Origin of the sequence: Affinirhizobium helianthi (genome assembly GCF_042680945.1) — a bacterium.
Taxonomy (GTDB): Bacteria; Pseudomonadota; Alphaproteobacteria; order Rhizobiales; family Rhizobiaceae; genus Neorhizobium; species Neorhizobium helianthi.
Genome location: NZ_JBHUEQ010000017.1, coordinates 137,771 through 157,778, shown reverse-complemented (window position 1 = coordinate 157,778; position 20,008 = coordinate 137,771). Strand labels below are relative to the sequence as shown.

Below are 20,008 nucleotides of genomic sequence, written 5' to 3'. Positions count from 1 at the left end.
AACGCGGCGTCTTACTCGAAGATGCTGCGTTCCGCTTTCACGCATTCGTTCAAGTAATCCACCACGGTGCGGATCCGCACCAGATCCCGCAGGCTTTCGTGGTAATTCGTCCAATAGGCGCGGCGAATGGAAAGCTGCGGCAGGACGCGCTCAAGCTCCGGTATCTGGCGAGCGATGTAATCATGCAGAATGCCGATGCCTGCACCGGATCGCACGGCCTCGGTCTGGCCGATGGCGCTGGAAATTTCAAAGCCCGCATCCCAGTTGCGCATGATTTCGCTGGTATAATTCAGGGATGGCGAAAAGATCAGGTCTTCCACATGGCCAATGCGGGCATGGTTGCGCAGATCGTCGATCTGCCCGGGCGTGCCATGACGCGCAAGATAAGCGTGCGAGGCATAAAGCCCCAGCGTATAATCCGTCAGACGCGAACAAATCAGCCGTCCCTGGCTTGGCTGCTCCACGGTGATGGCAATGTCGGCCTCGCGCTGTGATAGGGAAAAAGAGCGGGGAACCGGCACAAGCTGGATGCGCAGATGCGGATGCCGCTCCAGCAGCTTTCCCAGCCTCGGGGCCAGAAACGAAACGCCAAAGCCATCCGGTGCGCCGATCCGCACAGTGCCTTCCACGGGTGCATCGAGCTTGCCCGTTCGTGCTTGGGCCGCCAGCATTTCCGCTTCCATCCGTTCGGCTGAAGCCAGAAAGGCATGACCTTCCGCCGTCAGCTCACAACCGCTCGGCTTGCGGATCAGAAGCCGGGTGCGCAGATGCGCTTCAAGCGCGCTGATGCGCCGCCCCAGTGTGGCATGGTTGAGGCCGAGCCGGCGGGAGGCGGACAGCAACTGTCCTTCTCTCGCCACAGCAAGGAAGATGCGAACATTATCCCAATCCATCGCAGCGCCCGGATCCCTGTTGAAGTTTCGAATTTTGCACAACGGATGCGTAAATCATGCTGTTGTCTTGTGCAAATGAAAGCGCATACTGCGGCCACACCATTGGAGGAACCCCATGTATCAGATCGGGCATTTCATTAACGGCAAGCGCGTTGCCGGCACATCCGGCCGCAGCCAGCCGATTTTCAACCCCGCCACTGGCGAAGCACAGGGCGAAGTGGCGCTGGCGAGCGCCGAAGAGCTGAATGCAGCCGTTTCGAGCGCCTTGGCCGCACAGCCCAAATGGGCTGCCACCAATCCGCAGCGCCGCGCACGCGTGTTCATGAAGTTCGTCCAGCTTCTGAACGACAATATGGATGAGCTTGCCGTCATGCTTTCCAGGGAGCATGGCAAGACGGTTGAAGACTCCAAGGGCGATATCATTCGCGGCCTCGAAGTCTGCGAATTCGTGATCGGTATTCCGCACCTCGCCAAGAGTGAGTTCACCGAGGGCGCAGGCCCCAATATCGATATGTATTCGATCCGCCAGCCGGTTGGCATCGGCGCAGGCATTACCCCCTTCAACTTCCCGGCCATGATTCCGATGTGGATGTTCGCGCCCGCCATTGCCTGCGGCAACGCCTTCATCCTGAAGCCCTCGGAGCGCGATCCGTCGGTGCCGATGCGTCTGGCCGAACTGATGATCGAGGCTGGTCTGCCGGAAGGTATCCTGAACGTCGTCAATGGCGACAAGTCTGCTGTCGATGGCATTCTGACCCATCCGGACATCGGCGCTGTTTCCTTCGTCGGCTCCACGCCGATTGCCCGCTATGTCTATGGAACCGCGGCCTCCAACGGCAAGCGCGCCCAGTGCTTCGGCGGTGCCAAGAACCACATGATCATCATGCCGGATGCCGATCTCGATCAGGCCGCCAATGCACTGATCGGTGCGGGCTATGGGTCTGCGGGCGAGCGCTGCATGGCAATTTCCGTTGCCGTTCCGGTGGGTGAAGAAACCGCCAACCGCCTCGTGGAAAAGCTCACTCCGATGGTAGAGAGCCTTCGCATCGGCCCCTACACAGATGAAAAGGCCGATATGGGCCCAGTCGTCACCAAGGAAGCCCGCGAAAAAATCCTCGGTCTCATCAATAGCGGTGTGGATCAGGGCGCAAAGCTTGTGGTCGATGGACGGGATTTCAAGCTTCAGGGCTATGAAAACGGCCATTTCGTCGGCGGTTGCCTCTTCGACAACGTGACGCCGGACATGGATATCTACAAGACGGAAATCTTCGGCCCGGTTCTCTCGGTCGTTCGCGCCAACACCTATGAAGAAGCGCTCGACCTGCCCATGAAGCACGAATACGGCAACGGCGTTGCCATCTTCACCCGTGATGGTGATGCCGCCCGCGATTTCGCCTCCCGCATCAATATCGGCATGGTCGGCATCAACGTTCCGATCCCGGTCCCGCTGGCCTATCACTCCTTCGGCGGCTGGAAGGCATCCTCCTTCGGCGACCTGAACCAGCACGGCACGGATTCCATCCGCTTCTGGACGCGCACCAAGACGGTCACGAGCCGCTGGCCGTCAGGAATCAAGGAAGGTGCCCAGTTTGTCATGCCGACGATGAAATGATGCCTGACGATGAAATGATGGCGAACCGTCATCCGGTCTAAAGGAAACCCCGGAGGATTGACCTCCGGGGTTTCGCGTTTCGGGGAAGAAGGCGCTGCTCAGCCAGCCTTGGCGGCAGGCAGGCGAACCGTCAGCGTGCCTTTGTCATAGGTCGTTTGCAGCGTCTGGCCCTTTGTGGAGATGACGCGCTCGAACTGGCCCTTGATCTGGCCTGCCTTGATGGCGGTTACAGCTTCATCCGCTTTCGCGGTCGCCATGTCGATTTCCAAGGTGCCGCCCGTAATGGCAACCTCGCCGGGAAGGATGAGACCTTCGTGGGAGAGTGTCAGCGTGCCGCCATCGACCTGAAGATCGCCGGTGCCGAGAGAAACCGGGTGCGAAGCAACAAGCGTTCCCTCGCGCAGCAACGTACCGCCGCTATAGCTGTTGTGACCGCCAAGCGTCAGCTTTCCGCTTCCTGCCTTGGTCAGCATGCCCTTGCCGGAAATGTTGTGAAGCCATTGATCTTCGGCATCGAAACCGCCCTTCGCGGCCTGCATGTCAACCGTCACATCGCCGGGGAAGGCACCGTAGCCACCAGCGGCGGCAACGAGATCGAGACGGCCCCAGCCATTACTCTTGTCGAGCAGCGGATAGCCGCTATCGATGCCGGTCGTGTAGAGAACCACGCGGCGCTGTTCTGCGGTCAGGTAAGGGAAGCGGGTTTCAAGAAGCACTTCCGCGCCCTTTGGCACAATCATCTCCTGGCCTGCCTTTGCCTTGTCCTGCGGCAGACCATAAGTCATGCGCTGGCGATAGATGGCGGCATTGGCAAAATAATCGCGGAAGCGATCATCCTTGCCCGCATGTGCCGCTGTGTAGAGGCTTTCGCCTGCTGGCAGATTGGCCTGCATGGTGCGGGTCATGTTCTCCAGCGCCCGCTTCTTCAGGTCGCTGTGCGCCGGGTCGTTCAGCTGCGCTGCGGCAATGGCCGTCGCGGCAATGCGCCCACCGATGACATCAAGGGGCGAATGCATGCCGGTCACAATGCGGTTCTCACCCAGTTCCGAAGCGCGCGTCACCAGTTCAGCAAAGCGAACCGGCAGGGCATAGGCATAAGTATAGGCAGCGATATAGGCCGCGTTGGTATGGCCGGAGGGGAAGGCGCCATCCTTGCGGCGACGTTCCTCGCGTGCGCTCAGGAGGGCCGGGATCACCTGCACGGAGCTGTCATAGATGTCGATGGTCTTGTCACCAAAGGCTTGCGTGCCGATTTTGACCACATCGCCGCTATCCGTCATGCGCCAGGGACGGGGAGAGGCATAGAAATATTTGGACGGCGAAGTTGATCCTTCCGATCCACGCATGACGTTCATGAAGGCAATGAAATCCTGAAGCGAAGGGCTTCCGGTTCCTGCTTCCGTTCCCTTGTCATCCTCTTTTTCGGAAAGCGGCTTGTTGGGGTTGAAGCTCGCCAGGCTGTGAACGATGCTCGTCGTCGCGCCAGCCTCACGGCGATAGATCTCGGCGAATGGTCCCTTGCCGTCGATGACCGAATAGCTCTGCACGCGGCGGTCATCCAGATAGGCGGCCAGCGCGTTTTCCGGCGTGCGTGCCGGTCCGGTCACATCCAGAACATAGCGCATATTGGCGGCCCAGATTTCGGGCGAGACGATCCTGGCCTTGCTGTAATCTTCCGTTCCATCGCCGTTTGCTCCGCCCTTGGCCCAGGCTGCGTCGCCCAGCTGCCAGATGTCATCGAAGCCGGAAAGAATATGGATGATGGGATTGTCGGCACGGTCGAACTTGTTGACCTTCTGGCCATCCGCCTTCTGGCCCGCCTGGGCCTTGTAATTGTCCACTACGGGCAGCGGATAGGAGACCTCCGGAACGGGAACCGTGAAGGTGCCCGATGCAAGAGGGGCGGCCAGCGCGGAATGGGCAGCCAGCATAACCGTCGTCGAAAGGAGCGAAAGACGGATGTGTCGGGAAAGGACATTGATAGACATGAGAACTCCTTCGGAGCGTTTCTGGAAGGTGCTTCGCCATCTCCTCTGCGGGGTCCTCCCCCTGTTTCAACACCGCAGAACAGCAATTGGCATTGATCGACAACCCGCCGCCTGACGATAGAAAAACCGTCGTGACGGGTGGGCAGCCGGCACTGCCTTAGGCACCGGCTGTAACAGTGACATGACACTCACTCGCAGTCGGTCGCGTTGAAGAACTCCAAAAGAAAACCGGCCCAAAAGGGCCGGTTGCAGACAGTCGTCTCGATGTGTCTGAAGGCTTGGCCTTACTTCGACGGGCCTTCGTTGAAGGCGACCTTGTCCACCAGTTCAGAAGCCTGCTTGCGATGCTTGGCAACATCCGTCAGCGGCAGACTATCCGGCTTGATGGTGCCGAAGGACTTCACGATTGCAGATGGTTCCGCACCCGGCATGACCGGATATTCGAAAACCTTCTCGGCGTAGATCTTCTGTGCTTCGCCGGAGGCGAGGAATTCCATCAGCTTGAGAGCGTTTTCCTTGTTCGGCGCGTTCTTGGCCAGCGCCATGCCGGAAACGTTCACATGGGTGCCACGATCGGCTGCATTCGGGAACAGAACCTTGATTGCCTTGGCCCATTCCTTCTCTTCCGGTGCCTTTTCGTTGGTCATCATCAGGCCAACATAATAGGTGTTGCCGAGAGAGATGTCGCACTCGCCCGCCATGATGGACTTGGCCTGGCTGCGGTCATTGCCGTCTGGCTTGCGCGCAAGGTTGTTCTTCAGGCCGGTCAGCCACTTTTCCGTATAGTCCGCGCCATGATGAGCGATCATCGAGGCAAAGAGAGCCAGGTTATAGGCGTGCTGGCCGTCACGAATGCAGATCTTGCCCTTCCACTTCGGGTCGGCCAGTTCCTCATAGGTGATCTCGTTCTGCGCCACGCGTTCCTTCGAGGCGTAGACAACGCGACCGCGTGTCGTCAGGCCGAACCACATGTTGTCGGTGTCGCGCAGCGAGGCGGGGATATCCTTGTTGATGACGGCATTGCCGCTGACCGGCTGAACCACGTCGCCGTCCTTGGCTTCGGTCAGGCGCTGGATATCGACAGTCAGAATGACGTCTGCCGGAGAATTGGCACCCTCGGCCTTGATCCGCTCAACAAGACCCTTGTCCAGAAAGAGAACGTTTGTCTTGATGCCGGTTCCCTGTGTGAATCGATCAAGCAAAGGCTTGATGAGTTCTGGCTGACGATAGGAGTAAATATTGACTTCGCCGTCTGCCATCGCCGTCGAAACTGAAAATGCTGCTGCAATGCCTGCGAGCAACACGGTCTTTACACAATTCATACCAATCTCCTCCATGTTTAATGTTGAGCGCGTCATTCATGAATTTTTTGGCGGCGTCAACTCATACGACTGTGAACACGTCATTACCTGAACAAAAATTTCATATTTTGGAATTGTTCAAAACTTGCCGAAGGCTTATATGAGAGCTGAGCGGAATCAGGGAGAATGGCATGCGTTTGACAAAGCAGACCAACTATGCGGTGCGGATGCTGATGTATTGTGCCGCCAATGACGGAAGCCTGAGCCGGATTCCGGAGATTGCAAAGGCCTATGGCGTATCGGAACTTTTTCTCTTCAAGATCCTGCAGCCGCTGACAAAGGCCGGTTTGATCGAGACGGTTCGCGGTCGCAACGGCGGTGTGCGCCTCGGTCGTGCCGCAGACAAGATCACCCTTTTCGACGTGGTGAAGGTGACAGAAGACAGTTTCGCCATGGCGGAATGTTTCGAAGATGGCGCAGTGGAATGCCCTCTGGTGGATAGCTGTGGTCTCAACTCGGCGCTGCGCAAGGCGCTGAACGCCTTCTTCGATGTTCTGACAGAGTACAGCATCGACGATCTTGTGAAGGCGCGCCCCCAGATCAACTTCCTTCTGGGCCTGGACGACGTGGCTCCTGTTCGGAATGCGCTTCCGGCATAAGGCTCGATTTCATGCCCCGCCCGAAAGGCGGGGTTTCTTTCGAGTGGCCTTCCCAAAGGGAGGCGCGACTGACCGTGATGCGGACACACATTCTTCCGCCTTTATGAATTGATGATGCCTGCCGCCTTCAAGAGCCTTTTGCTCACTGCCATACTTGGAATTTCCGGCGCATTGATTGCCCGAAGCCTCGGTCTTCCCGCGCCGTTTCTGGTGGGGCCAGCCGCGCTTGTGACCCTCGGAAGCCTGAGCGGCCTGAAGCTGCGGGTGCCGATGCGCCTTCGCGATCTGGCTTTCCTCTCCGTCGGTCTTTCCATGGGGGCAGGCGTCACGCCACAGGTCATCGCAGCGGCCTGGGCCTGGCCCGCCAGCTTTCTGATGCTGATTACCATGTCAGCGCTGCTGCTTTTCATTGTCTTCATCATGCTGCGCCGCCTGTTTGCCTATGACGCCATGACGGCCTTGCTGGGCGCTTGCCCCGGCCACCTCAGCTATGTGCTCAGTCTCGCCGCCGGGGTTAAAAGCGATCTGGTCAGCGTCGGGGTGGTGCAAAGCGTGCGGGTGCTCGCGCTCACGCTGCTGGTGCCGCTGTTTGTCGAGATGAGCGGCACGGCTCCCTCCGAACCTGTTCTGGTCCTCAAGCAGATCAGCCTGCCTGTTCTGGTCCTGATGGCGCTTCCTGCCTTCGCTCTGGGGCTGCTGCTGCAGAAATGGCGTGTCCCTGCGGCGCTTCTTGTGGGCGGAATGCTGATATCCAGCGGCCTGCATGTGAGTGGGTTGGTTGAGGGCGCAATTCCTGCCTGGCTGCAACTTCCTGTTTACATTGTTCTCGGCAGCATGATTGGTGCGCGCTTTTCCGGCGTTCGCCTTGCTGACCTCAGCCGGGCTGCGCTTGCGGGTTCTGCCGTCACGCTCGTTGCGGGCGTGGTATCCGTCGCGGCGGCCCTTCTTGTCTCGCTGTGGCTTGGCATTCCGCTGGCTGCGGCATTGATCGCCTTTGCGCCGGGCGGTCTGGAAACCATGGCAGCCATGGCCGTCATCCTGCACGCAGACCCCGCCTATGTGGGTACGCATCACATTGTCCGGCTTGTATTTTTGTCATTCCTAATGCCCGCTATGATCGCATGGGTAAGACATCGGTAAATTATCATCTACAAAAAACCATATTCAAAAATTGATATATCTGCTGTCTGTTACAGTTGAACAAGTGTACAACATGAAGTACTGACAGAGATGAGCTTCGCTAGATGCGGACTTCGAACAACGAACAAGAAACTGCGTTTTGGTAAGGGTTTGGTGTTAAGCTTGCGGAGGGATAAGGCTTATTTAATGGAGGCTCCATTAGAAAGTCTTCTTCTTAACTCCAAAAGTAAAGAATTGCACTCGCAGGGGCGGTTTTGCGGCGTGTAAGAGACGGGGCCACACTCAGCCATGCGCATTGACCTCTCATGCTCACGAATGATTGAAGGATCTTCCATCTTCGGTTGAATGTTGAGACGGTCGGCGGGAACTGTGTACAGCGGTTGATGCTGTGCCTCTCGCACAAATTGGCAAAGGCCGATAAGAAGAGCACGATGGGTTACTTCTGCGGCAGCGAACGGGGCAAGGCGCGGCGCGCGTAAGGCGCAGCTGCTAGGGGAGTTTGAATTATGGATGCAAGCAGCCAGATGGTTGAACGGCGTGATATCGGAGCACAATTGGCATTGCGTCGCATTCCAAAGCAGGAACGCAGCCGCGAACGCATCGATGAAATCCTGAAAGTCGCGATGGACCTTATTGGTCAAAAAGGCATCGATGCCGTGACCATGAAAGAAATCGCCGGTCGCTCCGGTGGACCGATTGCCTCCGTCTATCAGTACTTCCCGAACAAGACCGCGATTATCGCCACCCTTTACGATCGTTACATCGGGCAGATGCGCAACATGCTCGCCGAAGGCTTGAGCCGCATCGCCGGGCCAAGCGATATCAGTGAAGCCTCCGACATGATGGTCGATCTCTATACGAGTTTCGTTCGCAGCCATCCGCCGGTCCAGGATCTGATCAACGCCATTCAGGCGGACAAGGCCCTTGCAGATATCGACATCAGCGAAGCGCGCCAGATCTCCGAAATGTTCTGTCAGGCTGCGGCCCCCTTCGTGCCGGAGAATCTGCGCGAAGAATTCCAGCGCACGGCGTTTGTGATGTGCCATCTGACGGTCAGCATGGTTCGTCTGGCCATCAAGGTGCCGGAACGGGAAGGCGCGCAGATCGTTTCGGATTTCAAGGCGTCCATCCATCAGCAGCTGAAGCGTTTCGTTGTGTGCTGATCGGCACATAGAGCGAAATCGATTGCAAAGGCGGGGCAATAGTCCCGCTTTTTTGTTTTTAAAACCTGTGTCACACAAAAACTGCTGCGGTCTTTCGTCCGGGCTTCAGAGCCCCAGCCGGTCGCGCATGCCATACCACCATGCACCCAGTCGCGTCAGCGGAACACGAAAGGTCTGGCCACCGGGGAAGGGCAGGTTCGGCAGCGATGCCCATACATCGAACCGTCCGGCATGACCGTCCACCACCTCGCCCAGAATTCTGCCGAGAAGATGGGTTGTCGTGACCCCGTGTCCGCTGTCGCCATGCGAAAAATAGATGCGGTCTGACAGGCGCCCCATGTGAGGGATGCGGGTCAGCGTCAGGGCAAAATTGCCGCCCCAGGCAAAATCTATCTTTCGGCCTGCCAGTTGCGGAAAGGTCTTCAGCATTTTCGGGCGAATGACGGCCTCGATATCAGCCGGATCGCGCCCGCCATAGCCAATGCCGCCGCCATAGAGAATGCGGTTGTCAGCCGTGCGGCGGTAGTAATCGAGCACATAATTGGCGTCTTCCACGCAGTAATCCGCCGGAAGCAGCGAGCGGGCAAGGTCTGCCTCCAGAGGCTCTGTGACGATGATCTGGCTCGATACCGGCATGATGCGGCTGCTGATTTCGGGAAACTGCGGAAAGAGATAGGCATTGCCGCAGACCAGCACATAATCGCAGGCGACGCTTCCCTTGGCCGTTCGCACGGTCAGGCGCGGGCCTTCCTCCAGGCCCAGCACGCGGGATCGCTCGAAAATCCGTCCGCCGAGGGCCTCGACAGCCGCCGCTTCGCCCAGAACCAGATTGAGGGGATGGATGTGGCCGCCAAGGCGGTCGATCATGCCGCCCGCATAGCGATCCGTCATGACATAGTTGGCGACGTCCTGCCGGGACACCATCTCCAGTGCGGGGTGGCCGTGGCGTTGCCAATCGGCCCTGTGCGCTTCCATCTCCCGCATCTGCTTTTCGGTGAAGGCGGCAAAGAAGCCCCCTTCACGAAGGTCGCATTCGATGCCGTAGCGGGCCACCCGTTCGCGGATGATGGCTGCGCCCTCCAGCGACATTCGGCCAAGCTCTGCGGCCCTCTCTGGCCCATAGCGGCTGGAAATCGTGGCGAGGTCACGGCTGTAGCCGTTGACGATCTGGCCGCCATTGCGCCCGGATGCGCCGAAACCGATTCTCTCCGCTTCCAGAACGACGACCGTGTGGCCGCGCTCGGTCAGTTCCAGCGCGGCAGATATGCCCGTGAAGCCCGCACCAATGATGCAGACATGCGCTTCCACTTCCCCTTCCAGCGCGGGGCGAATGCGCTGATCTCCAGCCGATGCTGCATACCAGGAGGCGGTGTGGCCGGGATTGCTGCTTGTTGCACGGGTCAAGACGGGTTCTTTCTAGATGGAAAAACGATCCGGACGATAGGGCGTTATATCCATGAAGGGCTTTTCGCCACAGATCGATTCTGCAATCACGCGTCCTGTCACCGGGCCGAGGGTCAGGCCGTGGTGGCTATGGCCGAAAGCAAACCACAGGCCGTTATGGCGTGGTGCCTTGCCGATCACCGGCATCATATCCGGCGTGCAGGGGCGGGCACCCATCCACGGCTCCTTGTCCAGTCGCTCTGCCAGCGGAAAAACCGTGCGGGCCACGGCTTCTGCGCGCTCCAGCTGAACGGGCGTTTTCGGCGCATCGCGCGTGGCAAATTCAGCGCCCGTTGTCAGGCGAATACCCTGGGACATCGGCGCAAGGAAATAGCCACGCTCCGCATCCATGGTCCAGCCGTTCAGTACCGCATTGTCACGCGGGGCGTAATGCATGTGATAGCCGCGCTTTACCCCGACGAGGAACCTGTAGCCGAGCGGTTTGGTTACCGTGTCCGACCAGGGGCCGAGCGCAATGACAGCATCCTTGCCGGTCACCGCGCCTTCCTCAGTCATCACCTCCCAGCCGCTGCCCTTTTGCCTCAGCGATGTGGCATCGCCGTGGATGAACCGGCCACCAAGGCTTTCGAACAGCTTCACGTAAGCGAGGGTCAAGGCATGCGGATCGAGAACGGACCAGGGTTCGACCCAGCTCAGACCGCCGACGAAATCGCTGGAAAGATGCGGTTCCTTGTCCGCCAGAGATCGGGCGTCATGAACGATGAAGTTGAGGCCGTATTCGCGTTTCAGCCGTTCTGCCTCCTTCACTTCCGCATCCTGTTTGGCTTTGGTGCGGAAGGCTTCCGTCCAGCCATCCTTGCGAATGAGGTGGCTGGCGCCTGCTTCCTGAATGAGACTGTCGTGCTCGCTGATCGAATGCTCGATCAAGGGGGCATAGGCCCGTGCAATCACCTGATGCCGGCTGACATTCGAATTCCACCAGTAGGTTGCCAGAAACCGCGCAACCGAGGGCAGGGCACCCAGGTGGTAATGAGCGTCGATACGGTTGTTCAGCGAATAGCGCAGGATCATGCCCAATTGCTGCGGAAAGCCGTAGGGCACCACGCCCTCGCGCTGGATCAGCCCTGCATTGCCATAGGAGGTTTCCTCGCCCGGCCCCCGTCGATCCACCAGAACCACCGACTTGCCGCGCTTGACCAGATGTACCGCCGTTGAAACGCCAATGATACCCGCACCCAGGACGATGACATCTGCCGACATGAAAATGCTGCTCTTCTGTATGGAATGACTTACGAATGGAAGATGCGTCCGGTTTGAGCCGCTTGCAAACGAATTTTGCTGGCGCGTTCCGTTTGCCAAGGCTTTTTCCGTTTTTCCTCGTCTGCCCTTGTTTATCTGTTTTGCCGGTAATGCCGGAACTTCTCCGAAAAGCTTTTGTTGGAGGGCGACCCAACAGCCAAGGAGACACTAGATGTTCTACACAGACGGAAAGCTGCAACACCCGGTTCGCGTCGAGAAGCCCGATCCCCGTTTCGCTCATGCGCTTCAGCAGGCAATCGGTGGTGTCGAAGGAGAAATTCGCGTTGCCATGCAGTATTTCTTCCAGGCCTGCGGCGCGCGCGGCAACCCGAAATTTCGCGATCTGTTGATGAACACCGCGGCTGAGGAGCTGGGGCACATCGAAATGCTGGCGACCGCCGTTGCGCTGAACATGGAAGCTGCACCTTTGACCGAGAAGGAAGCTATGGCTGCCGATCCGGTCAACGGCATGGTGATGAACGGCTTCAACATGAAAAACCTGCTATCGGCAGGGCTTTCGGCCATGCCGGTCGATAGCGATGGCGTTCCCTTCGACATGTCGCATGTCTATGCCAGCGGGAATATTGCAGCCGATATGACAGCCAATATTGCCGCCGAATCCACTGGGCGTACGCTGGCGGTGCGTCTCTACAACATGACCAACGATCCGGGCATGAAGGATATGCTGTCCTATCTGATTGCGCGTGACACCATGCACCAGAACCAGTGGATGGCAGCACTGGAGGAGCTGGGCGGGGCTGAAGGAGCCTTCCCCATTCCCAACAGCTTCCCGCAGGAAGATGAAAAGCGCGAGTTCTCCTATGCCTTCCTCGGTTTCCAGGCGGATGGAACGCCGCCTGTCTCGGGCCGCTGGTCCGAGGGCCGCTCCATTGATGGCAAGGGCGACTTCACCTCCGTGCCGCTTTCGCCGATGGGGCCTAAACCCAATCTCGGCCCGGCAAAGCCCGGAAGCGGCGCGCAGTCAGAGCAAATGTAACTCCTGAGGAAACAGCGAAGCGAGTGGCGGCGAGAGCATTTCCAGGAAAACTGTTTAGCGGTTTTCCGTCCGGAAATGCGTAAAAACAAAGAGTTAAAGCGTTGTCGTGTCTCTGTTGGATACGAAAACGCTCGAACGTGCCGCCACTCCTCACGAAAGGTTAAACTCCATGAACAGAAACATGCTGCTGGGGCTGGGCGTGATCGTCGTGATCGTACTGGCCTTGATCGTCATCAGACCCTTCTCCACCTCAGGCGAGGCACCGGGTCAACCATCGCCGCACGCCATCGATCAGTAGCGGGATCGATCAGCCGTGAGGCCAGAAGGACAGGCAAAAGAAAAGGTAGCGCTTTGCTACCTTTGAAGGGGAGAGGGGGCGTTTTCTTGATTAATTCAGCTGCGTGGAAAGCTGGGCGCGGGCGCGGTTGACGCGGCTTTTAATGGTGCCCACGGGGCAGCCGCAGCGTTCCGCTGCCACTTCATAGCTTTGTCCCTGAAGCAGAATGATATCCACGGCATCGCGGTAGTGATCAGGCAGCGCAAGCAGGGCACGATGAAACTCGTGGGCCCGTACAGACCATTCCTGCGGAGCGTTCACGCTTGGCCGCGCCGAGGCGCAATCCTCCAGCCCCACGGTCTCGCGCTTGGCAAGGCCGAACTTGGTGCAGAAAGTATTGCGCAAGATTGTGAAGAGCCAGGATTTCAGGCTGGTGCCCTCCTGGAACTTGTCGATATTGGCCAAAGCCCGAACCAGGGTTTCCTGCACGAGGTCGTCAACATTGGTCGGGCTTCGGTCCAGCCGTCTGGCAAAGGAGCGTAAAGCGGGGATCAGCTCGATCATCTGAGCTTGTACGCGCTGGTGTCCGGTCATATCGGTCATGATATCTGCCTCCATACCCTGTGATCAAGAAACACAAGCTCTGCCCAACTTGTTCCGAGAAAATTAGCATAATCTGATGCTCTGTCCGATTTTGACCGAAATCCACATGCCGGAGCTGTGAGGCACCCGCTTTTCGGCCGGGTGCGATGAATTTTTCAGCATTCAATCACGCTGTCATCTGCCTGTTAGAAAGCGATCATAAGAGTGTTCCCAGTGATTGCACGGCTGTGCAGATGGGGCATATCGATGGGCGATCAGACATTTCTCGAGCTTCGGCAGGTGGCCAGCACCTATGGCGCGACCCAGGTGCTCAAGGGCATCGATCTGACGGTTGAAAAGGGCGAATTCGTCGCTTTGCTCGGCTCATCCGGCTGCGGCAAGACCACGCTTCTGAGATTGCTGGCCGGCTTTGTCGCGCCATCGCAAGGCACGGTGCAGGTCGCAGGCCGTGATATTTCCAGGCTGCCGCCGGATCGGCGCGGCATGGCCCTGATGTTCCAGTCCTATGCGCTTTGGCCGCACATGACGGTTGCGCAAAACATTGGTTATGGCCTTAAGCTGCGCAAGCTGCCGTCAGCCGAAATCGGTGCCAAAGTGGAAGCGGTGCAGTCGCTCCTCGGTCTTCACGGGCTTGGGCAGCGAAAGCCTTCGGCACTGTCCGGCGGTCAGCGCCAGCGCGTGGCACTTGCCCGTGCTCTTGTGATCGATCCGGAAATCCTGTTGCTGGACGAGCCACTCTCCAATCTCGATGCCCGTATTCGCTTGACCGTGCGGCACGAGCTTCGCGCCTTGCAGCAAAGGCTCGGCATTACCGCAATCCATGTCACGCATGATCGTGAGGAGGCGATGGTCATGGCGGACCGCATCGTCATCCTCAATGGCGGGCAGATTGCACAGCAGGGCCGCCCGGAGGAGGTCTATAACAACCCGGCTTCCTCCTTTGTTGCAGCCTTCATGGGTGCCGAAAACCTGCTGACATTGCAGGCGGAGGTGGAGGAGAGGCGCGTGCGCTTTGCCTCCTTCCCCGGTCATCGCACGCTCACCATGCCGGTCCCGGCGCACAGGCTTGCCTCGGGGATGATCGAGGCGCGCTTTCGCCCGGAAGCGGCCCAGCTTTTCGAGGCGGGCAGCGATCTGCCGGAGGATGGCGGGCAGGTTTTCGACGGGCGTGTCCTGTCCGTCAGCTATCCGGGCGGCCATTGGCGCCATGTCATCCGTCTGGGGGATAAGGAGGTCATGGCGGATGCGCCGCGAGCCTTCGCTCCGGGGTCGGATGTGGTGCTGCGCGTCGCCAACGAAAACTTCTTTGCCTTTAACCCGGCCGCCTGAAGTGGCCAGGCTCGCTATCAACCTCTTCATCTCAAAACGGAGACGACCGATGAAACGACTGTCCGCAATGGCAGCCCTTGCCTTGTCTGCCTTCCCGCTTTCGGCCCTGCCTTCCCACGCAGACGAACTGACCGTGGTGACGGCGGGCGACCAGAACATGGTCGACTATATCAACCAGTATCTCGCGCCGCTGTTCGAAAAGGCCAATCCCGGCCATACGGTGCGCGCCGTGGGCACAGGCCCGGGCGATGCCGGTTCCCAGAAGATTCTCGAGCGCTTCGATGCGCAAGCCGGTGCCCAGCAGAAGACCTGGGATACGGATGTGGCGGTTGTCCACGAGAAGTTCGTTGGCCCGATGGTGAGCAAGAGCTACCTCGCGAAATATCGCGGTGACATCGATACCGGCAAGCTGGTCACGCGTGACAATGCCAAGATGGCTCTCGGCACCAATGTCGAAGGCTATGTAATGCCGATGTTCAACAGCCAGACGGCCATTGCCTACAATCCGGCGCTCGTTCCCAACCCGCCGAAGAGCTACGCGGAGCTGGTGGATTGGGCAAAGGCGCATCCCAAGCAGTTCGGCTATAACGGCATCAAGGGTGGCGCATCCGGCGTCAGCTTCGTCATGGGCTGGATCTATGCCTTTGGCGATGGCGATGCCAGCAAGCTGATGAATGGCCCCTTCGAGCAGGCCGAAACCGAGAAGTGGGGTGGCGCCTTGAAGAAGCTTGCCGACTTCACCACCAATGCGACACTGACACCCGGCAATGCCGGAACGCTGGATCTTCTTTCCCGCGGTGAGATCGCCATGGGGCCTGTCTGGGTGGATATGTTCTACAGCTGGAAGGCAGATGGCCGTCTGCCCCCAGAGATGAAGCTGGTTCTGCCCGCACCCGGTATGCCCGGCCAGCCCATGCATTATGTGATTCCGGAAAAGGCAGCACACAAAGAACTGGCTGAGAAGTTCGTGGCCCTGGCCACAAGCCCCAAGGTGCAGGCCGAAGGCATCGTGAAGCGCTTCAACTGGTATCCGGGCATCGACGCCAACCACGTGAAGGCGGAGCTCGACGATGCGACCTGGAACAAGCTCTTCGTGGATATCTCCCCGGAAGATCTGGCTTCCAAGGGCAAGCCATTCCCGATCGCACCCTACAATACGGCGATCCTCGAAGCCTATGAGAAGTCTGTGAAGTAAACCCTCCTGCGATCGTTCCCCCGTCCCGGCAATACCTGGGATGGGGGAACCCTCCGGGATCAGTGAAATGCGTGCCTCACCGTGATGTCCAGACGTTTCCTCGGCTTGTCTCTTGTTGCACCGGCTCTGGCGGTGATCGGCCTTTTGTTCATCCTGCCGCTTGCTCTCTCGGGAATCGGCGCGTTTCAGGTGGATGGCGGCTGGGGCTTCGGGAATTTTTCGAAGTCCTTCGATCTCTACTGGAAGGATATGGTCTTCACCGTTGCGATCATTACCCTTTCGACGGTGCTGATCGGGGTCTTCTCCATTTCCATCGGTGGATATCTCACGTTGGGCAACCATCCGCGCGCAGTGGCATTGCTGCGGTTTCTCTATCGCTGGCCGATGTTCGTGCCCTTCATCGTGGTGGGGCAGGTCCTGCGTACATTCCTCGCCAAGAACGGCATGATGAACAACACCGCCATCAGCCTTGGCCTGATTGAGCCGCTTCAGGCGGTCAGCTTCCTGGATTGGCGCGGGATCGTGATCGCCTTCGTGTGGAAGCAGACGCCTTTCGTGGCGCTTCTGCTGTCCGGAGCGATGGCATCCGTCAACCGCGAGGGTATCGAGGCGGCCATGAACCTGGGGGCCTCAAGGCTGCGCATTCTGTTCCAGATCATCTTGCCTCAGGCGGCGACCACGCTTGCCGTCGGGCTCATTCTTTCCTTCGTGACCATGATGTCCGTGCTTTCGGTGCCGCTGATGATCAATGCGCAATCGCCCACCATGCTGACGGCGGATATTGCCTTCCGCGTCAATGCCTATGGCGATTACGGCGTTGCCAATGCGCTCGGCCTCATCTCGCTTCTCATGGCCTCCGGCGTTGCCTGGTTTTACCTCAAAATCAGCATGAAGGAGCGGGCATGATGAGGGCTTCCTCGCGCTTTTTCGCCGCCCTTTGGTGGGTGCCGCGCGGCATTGTTTTCGGTCTCCTGGCCTTTGCCATTTTCGGGCCGCTGTTCAACATGCTGCTCTGGACTGTGACAGAGAAATGGTACTTTCCTCACGCGCTGCCGCTGGAATACGGTTTCTCCGGCTGGCGAAAGGTTTTCGCGCCGAGGGGAGGAGCGCTTGAATCGCTTGGCAACTCGTTGATCGTCGCGATGTTGACGGTGCTGGTGTCGCTCGCTCTGGCCATTCCTGCAGGCTATGCTCTGGCGCGTTTGAAGCTGCCATTGCGCGGGCTTATCCTGCTGGCCTTCCTTATGCCGCAGGCTTTTCCCAACCTGACGGTCTATGTCAACGTCGCCCGGATTTTCTACGAGATCGGCCTCAATGGTACCATCGCGGGCGTCGTTCTCGTTCATGTCTCGCATGGTCTGGTCTACGCGGTGTGGATTGCCACTGCAGCTTTCTCCGCCATAGAGCCGGAACTGGAGCAGGCTGCCCGGTCCATCGGGGCAGGGGCGTTGCGCACCTTCCGGGATATTACGCTGCCTCTGGCTGCGCCCGGCCTGTTGGCCAGTGCAATCTTCGTTTTTCTGGAATCGCTTGATGAATTTACCGGAAGCTACTTCGTCGGCGCTCCGGATGTGAACATGCTGCCCCTGCTTCTTTATTCTGCAGGGTCTGGCGGAAACTACCAGATTGCGTCCATCACGGCGCTGCTGCTGTTGATTCCATCGCTTGTATTCATGCTGCTTGTCGAACGCTTTCTGAAAGCGGACGTGCTGTCCCGCGTGGGACGATGAGGTTTTGATGACAAAAGAAAAGTCTGCCCGGAACCAGCCACGCTTTGTCAGTGCCGAACAAGTGGCACGCAAGGCAGGCGTGTCACGCTCTGCCGTATCGCGAACCTTCACGCCGGGGGCCAGCGTTTCGCCTGCCACGCGCGAAAAGGTGCTGAAGGCAGCCGAGGAGCTTGGCTATCACGTCAACGATCTGGCACGCGGCATTCTCGCCAACCAGAGCCGGCTGGTCGGCATCGTTGCCACCAAGCCGGAAGTGGGCTTTCGTTCGCACCTGACAGCGGCGCTCTCCAAGGCGCTGATCGCACGCGGAAGCGTTCCCGTTCTCATCAATACCGGCCAGACGGAAGAGGAATTGCTGGCGGCGCAACGCATTCTGATTGGTCATCGCGCGGCAGCAACCATCATTCTCTCTGGATCACCGCCTGCGAGTTTCTTCGAACTGGCAAGACGCAACGGCCAGCCGGTGGTGATGATCGGACGCGGTGAGGCAGGCGCAGATCTGGTGCAGGCCGGAAACCAGGAGGCGGCAAGCCGTGCCGCCGAACTTTTCATCGAGGCGGGGCGCAAGAAGCTTGCCTATATCGGTTCGCATTCCGGCACGCCCAGCATTCGGGAAAGGGAAATTGCCTTTGCGCAAGCCTGCCAGGCCCACGGGCTTGGCCCCATTCCAATGGCCCATGGCGCCGATTCCGACTATCAGGGCGGTGTGACGGCGGCGCGTGAATTGCTGGAAGCGAAGGCAGAATTTGATGCAATTTTCTGCGCCAACGATCTTCTCGCCCTTGGCCTGATCGATATCCTCAGGCGTGCCGGGCTGCGGGTGCCGCAGGATGTCGCCGTCATGGCATTCGACGATGTGCCGGAAGCCGCGTGGCTCAATTATAGCCTGACCACCTTCCGCCAGGATCCGCAACAGGTGGCCTCTGCGGTGATAACGCTTCTTGAACAGCGTGCCCTCAACGCGGATGCACCGTCCCAGATCGTACGCATCATCCCCGATCTGGTGGTGCGGGAAAGTTTTATCCCGACACGTTGAGTGCTGCCACCGGGAACGGCGACGGGCCTGACGAGTTCTGTTTGTGAAGGAGGATAGAGAGCATGTCCGAATTTCGAACGAACTCAGGAACGAACTCAGGCAGGTTTGGATTGCGTATCCTGTCGCTCACCCTCGCTTTGGGAGCGCTTCTGGCTGCCACGGAGGCCGTGGCACAGGCCGGGACAACTGCACCCAGCCCGTCTACCGATCGTTGTCTGACGCCGGATGGCCAGTCAGGCGGAAGCTCCGGTCAGGCACCGGACAGCAAGCCTGAATCTCTCTCAGGCAATCTTGCCAATTGCAATGGCGTTCTGAAGCCGCCGGTGACAGGAGATCATGAACTTGTGGAGCCCGCACCGCAAACGGGCAACATGCCGGTGATCAAGCCAGGCGAGGCACCGCAAAATCCATCGGGCGGTTGAGCGTCGGGATCAAAAAGAAAGGCGACCCTGACGGATCGCCTTTGCATCTGGCAGGCTTAGCGTTTGCCTTTTCTCGGGCCGGGCGTCGCCACTTTGGCAAGCCGCATGGCGCGCAGTTTTTCCGTCTTCTTTTCCCGCGCCGTGGCCTCGGAATCGATGATCTCGCGAGCCGCTCGATTCGTTGCTTCCGCTCTATCACGGGGAGAGAGCTTGGCGGGGGCTATCGTCACATCATCCAGGGACATGGGGCTATCCTTTCTACGGACTGCTGGGAACTATCGAACGGGAATTAGCGCCGCCCGCGAACGGCTGCCTTCTTCGGCATCAGCAACAGGCCTTCGCGCTGCGCCTTCTTGCGAGCGAGCTTGCGCTGGCGGCGAATGGCTTCGGATTTCTCTCGGGCACGACGCTCTGAAGGCTTTTCATAGGCGCTGCGCGCTTTCATCTCGCGGAAGAGACCCTCGCGCTGCATCTTTTTCTTCAGGGCACGGAGAGCTTGATCAACGTTATTGTCGCGGACGAGAACTTGCAAAAATATCTCCTTCTGCACCTGAAGGCTCAGGTGCCTGATGATCTGATACGGTTCCGGCAGGTGCCGAACAACGAGCGGGAGATGCGCGTGGCATCGCCGCAAAGGGCGGGCAAAGTGCGCGCCTTGAATTGCGCCTCGGCCCGGGTGGGAGGGCTGCTTCCAAAGGGAAGGCAGGCGCACGGTGACACCTTATGTAGTGCCGGAAATCCAGAATTCAACCATTGGGCGGAATGAAACATCCGACTTGGCGCCAACACCAGGTTTTGAACATTTGCCTGCCGAACATTTTGCATGCAGCAGAAACCAAGAACCCGGCAAATTTGTTCCCGCCCTACGCAGAAGCGTGAGTTGCTTGTCATATTTATATTCAAGAGAGATATGATAAGCGAGAATTTCGAGAGAGCGAGGGCGATTTTACGCTCAACAAA

Annotated in this window: 20 protein-coding genes; 12 read left to right on the top strand and 8 right to left on the bottom strand. The window is 58.7% G+C overall.

Annotation, left to right across the window (positions count from 1 at the left end; all coding sequences use genetic code 11):
• Positions 1–11: 11 nt before the first annotated feature.
• Complete coding sequence (locus tag ACFSE1_RS10820; RefSeq protein WP_377400632.1) at positions 12–893, bottom strand: LysR family transcriptional regulator; 882 nt, start codon at positions 891–893, stop codon at positions 12–14.
• A 115-nt stretch (positions 894–1,008) separates the two neighbouring features.
• Here ACFSE1_RS10820 and ACFSE1_RS10815 point away from each other — a divergent pair, with 115 nt between their 5' ends.
• Positions 1,009–2,505, top strand: coding sequence for a CoA-acylating methylmalonate-semialdehyde dehydrogenase (locus ACFSE1_RS10815; protein WP_377400629.1), 1,497 nt, complete (start codon positions 1,009–1,011; stop codon positions 2,503–2,505).
• Positions 2,506–2,603: 98 nt separating this feature from the next.
• Here ACFSE1_RS10815 and ACFSE1_RS10810 read toward each other — a convergent pair whose 3' ends face one another.
• Together ACFSE1_RS10810 and ACFSE1_RS10805 are read right to left on the bottom strand one after the other, a co-directional pair.
• Positions 2,604–4,493, bottom strand: a complete 1,890-nt coding sequence (locus tag ACFSE1_RS10810) for a phosphatase PAP2 family protein (protein ID WP_377400626.1) — start codon at positions 4,491–4,493, stop codon at positions 2,604–2,606.
• A gap of 284 nt (positions 4,494–4,777) precedes the next feature.
• Positions 4,778–5,815, bottom strand: coding sequence for a Fe(3+) ABC transporter substrate-binding protein (locus ACFSE1_RS10805; protein WP_377400623.1), 1,038 nt, complete (start codon positions 5,813–5,815; stop codon positions 4,778–4,780).
• Positions 5,816–5,985: 170 nt separating this feature from the next.
• Between ACFSE1_RS10805 and rirA the strand changes: the two genes are divergently transcribed.
• From rirA to ACFSE1_RS10790, 3 genes are all read left to right on the top strand, one after another.
• Complete coding sequence (gene rirA, locus ACFSE1_RS10800) at positions 5,986–6,453, top strand: iron-responsive transcriptional regulator RirA (protein ID WP_377400620.1); 468 nt, start codon at positions 5,986–5,988, stop codon at positions 6,451–6,453.
• Between the two features lie 114 nt (positions 6,454–6,567).
• Positions 6,568–7,593 (top strand): AbrB family transcriptional regulator, encoded by a 1,026-nt coding sequence (locus tag ACFSE1_RS10795; RefSeq protein WP_377400618.1) that lies wholly within the window; start codon positions 6,568–6,570, stop codon positions 7,591–7,593.
• A 506-nt stretch (positions 7,594–8,099) separates the two neighbouring features.
• Entirely contained in the window at positions 8,100–8,756 is a 657-nt protein-coding gene (locus ACFSE1_RS10790) for a TetR/AcrR family transcriptional regulator (RefSeq protein ID WP_377400616.1), read from the top strand.
• Positions 8,757–8,861: 105 nt separating this feature from the next.
• Here the strand turns inward: ACFSE1_RS10790 and ACFSE1_RS10785 are convergent, their stop codons facing one another.
• Together ACFSE1_RS10785 and ACFSE1_RS10780 are read right to left on the bottom strand one after the other, a co-directional pair.
• A complete protein-coding gene (locus ACFSE1_RS10785) occupies positions 8,862–10,160 on the bottom strand; it encodes an NAD(P)/FAD-dependent oxidoreductase (protein WP_377400614.1) in 1,299 nt (432 codons plus the stop codon).
• 12 nt (positions 10,161–10,172) lie between these two features.
• Positions 10,173–11,420, bottom strand: a complete 1,248-nt coding sequence (locus ACFSE1_RS10780; RefSeq protein WP_377400611.1) for an NAD(P)/FAD-dependent oxidoreductase — start codon at positions 11,418–11,420, stop codon at positions 10,173–10,175.
• A gap of 211 nt (positions 11,421–11,631) precedes the next feature.
• On the opposite strand from ACFSE1_RS10780, the gene ACFSE1_RS10775 reads away from it, so the two are divergent.
• Both ACFSE1_RS10775 and ACFSE1_RS10770 read left to right on the top strand, forming a co-directional pair.
• Positions 11,632–12,456 (top strand): manganese catalase family protein, encoded by an 825-nt coding sequence (locus ACFSE1_RS10775; RefSeq protein WP_377400609.1) that lies wholly within the window; start codon positions 11,632–11,634, stop codon positions 12,454–12,456.
• Between the two features lie 169 nt (positions 12,457–12,625).
• Entirely contained in the window at positions 12,626–12,754 is a 129-nt protein-coding gene (locus ACFSE1_RS10770; RefSeq protein WP_377400606.1) for a hypothetical protein, read from the top strand.
• Positions 12,755–12,844: 90 nt separating this feature from the next.
• Here the strand turns inward: ACFSE1_RS10770 and ACFSE1_RS10765 are convergent, their stop codons facing one another.
• Positions 12,845–13,336, bottom strand: coding sequence for a sigma-70 family RNA polymerase sigma factor (locus tag ACFSE1_RS10765; protein ID WP_377400603.1), 492 nt, complete (start codon positions 13,334–13,336; stop codon positions 12,845–12,847).
• A gap of 246 nt (positions 13,337–13,582) precedes the next feature.
• Between ACFSE1_RS10765 and ACFSE1_RS10760 the strand changes: the two genes are divergently transcribed.
• From ACFSE1_RS10760 to ACFSE1_RS10735, 6 genes are all read left to right on the top strand, one after another.
• Complete coding sequence (locus ACFSE1_RS10760; protein WP_377400599.1) at positions 13,583–14,665, top strand: ABC transporter ATP-binding protein; 1,083 nt, start codon at positions 13,583–13,585, stop codon at positions 14,663–14,665.
• Positions 14,666–14,714: 49 nt separating this feature from the next.
• The gene (locus tag ACFSE1_RS10755; protein WP_377400596.1) at positions 14,715–15,860 is read left to right on the top strand and encodes an ABC transporter substrate-binding protein; all 1,146 of its coding nucleotides are present in this window, start codon (positions 14,715–14,717) and stop codon (positions 15,858–15,860) included.
• An 84-nt stretch (positions 15,861–15,944) separates the two neighbouring features.
• Positions 15,945–16,766, top strand: a complete 822-nt coding sequence (locus tag ACFSE1_RS10750; protein WP_377400593.1) for an ABC transporter permease — start codon at positions 15,945–15,947, stop codon at positions 16,764–16,766.
• Positions 16,766–17,590, top strand: a complete 825-nt coding sequence (locus ACFSE1_RS10745) for an ABC transporter permease (RefSeq protein ID WP_377400813.1) — start codon at positions 16,766–16,768, stop codon at positions 17,588–17,590. Before ACFSE1_RS10750 ends, ACFSE1_RS10745 begins: the two co-directional genes overlap by 1 nt.
• Before the next feature lie 7 nt (positions 17,591–17,597).
• Complete coding sequence (locus ACFSE1_RS10740) at positions 17,598–18,626, top strand: LacI family DNA-binding transcriptional regulator (RefSeq protein WP_377400590.1); 1,029 nt, start codon at positions 17,598–17,600, stop codon at positions 18,624–18,626.
• 62 nt (positions 18,627–18,688) lie between these two features.
• Positions 18,689–19,048 carry a hypothetical protein gene (locus tag ACFSE1_RS10735; protein ID WP_377400587.1) on the top strand — a complete coding sequence of 120 codons (360 nt, stop codon included), beginning with the start codon at positions 18,689–18,691 and terminating at the stop codon, positions 19,046–19,048.
• A 56-nt stretch (positions 19,049–19,104) separates the two neighbouring features.
• On the opposite strand, the gene ACFSE1_RS10730 is transcribed toward ACFSE1_RS10735, so the two are convergent.
• Positions 19,105–19,293 carry a hypothetical protein gene (locus tag ACFSE1_RS10730; RefSeq protein WP_377400584.1) on the bottom strand — a complete coding sequence of 63 codons (189 nt, stop codon included), beginning with the start codon at positions 19,291–19,293 and terminating at the stop codon, positions 19,105–19,107.
• Between the two features lie 44 nt (positions 19,294–19,337).
• Complete coding sequence (gene rpsU / locus ACFSE1_RS10725) at positions 19,338–19,580, bottom strand: 30S ribosomal protein S21 (RefSeq protein WP_377400581.1); 243 nt, start codon at positions 19,578–19,580, stop codon at positions 19,338–19,340.
• Between the last annotated feature and the right edge of the window lie 428 nt (positions 19,581–20,008).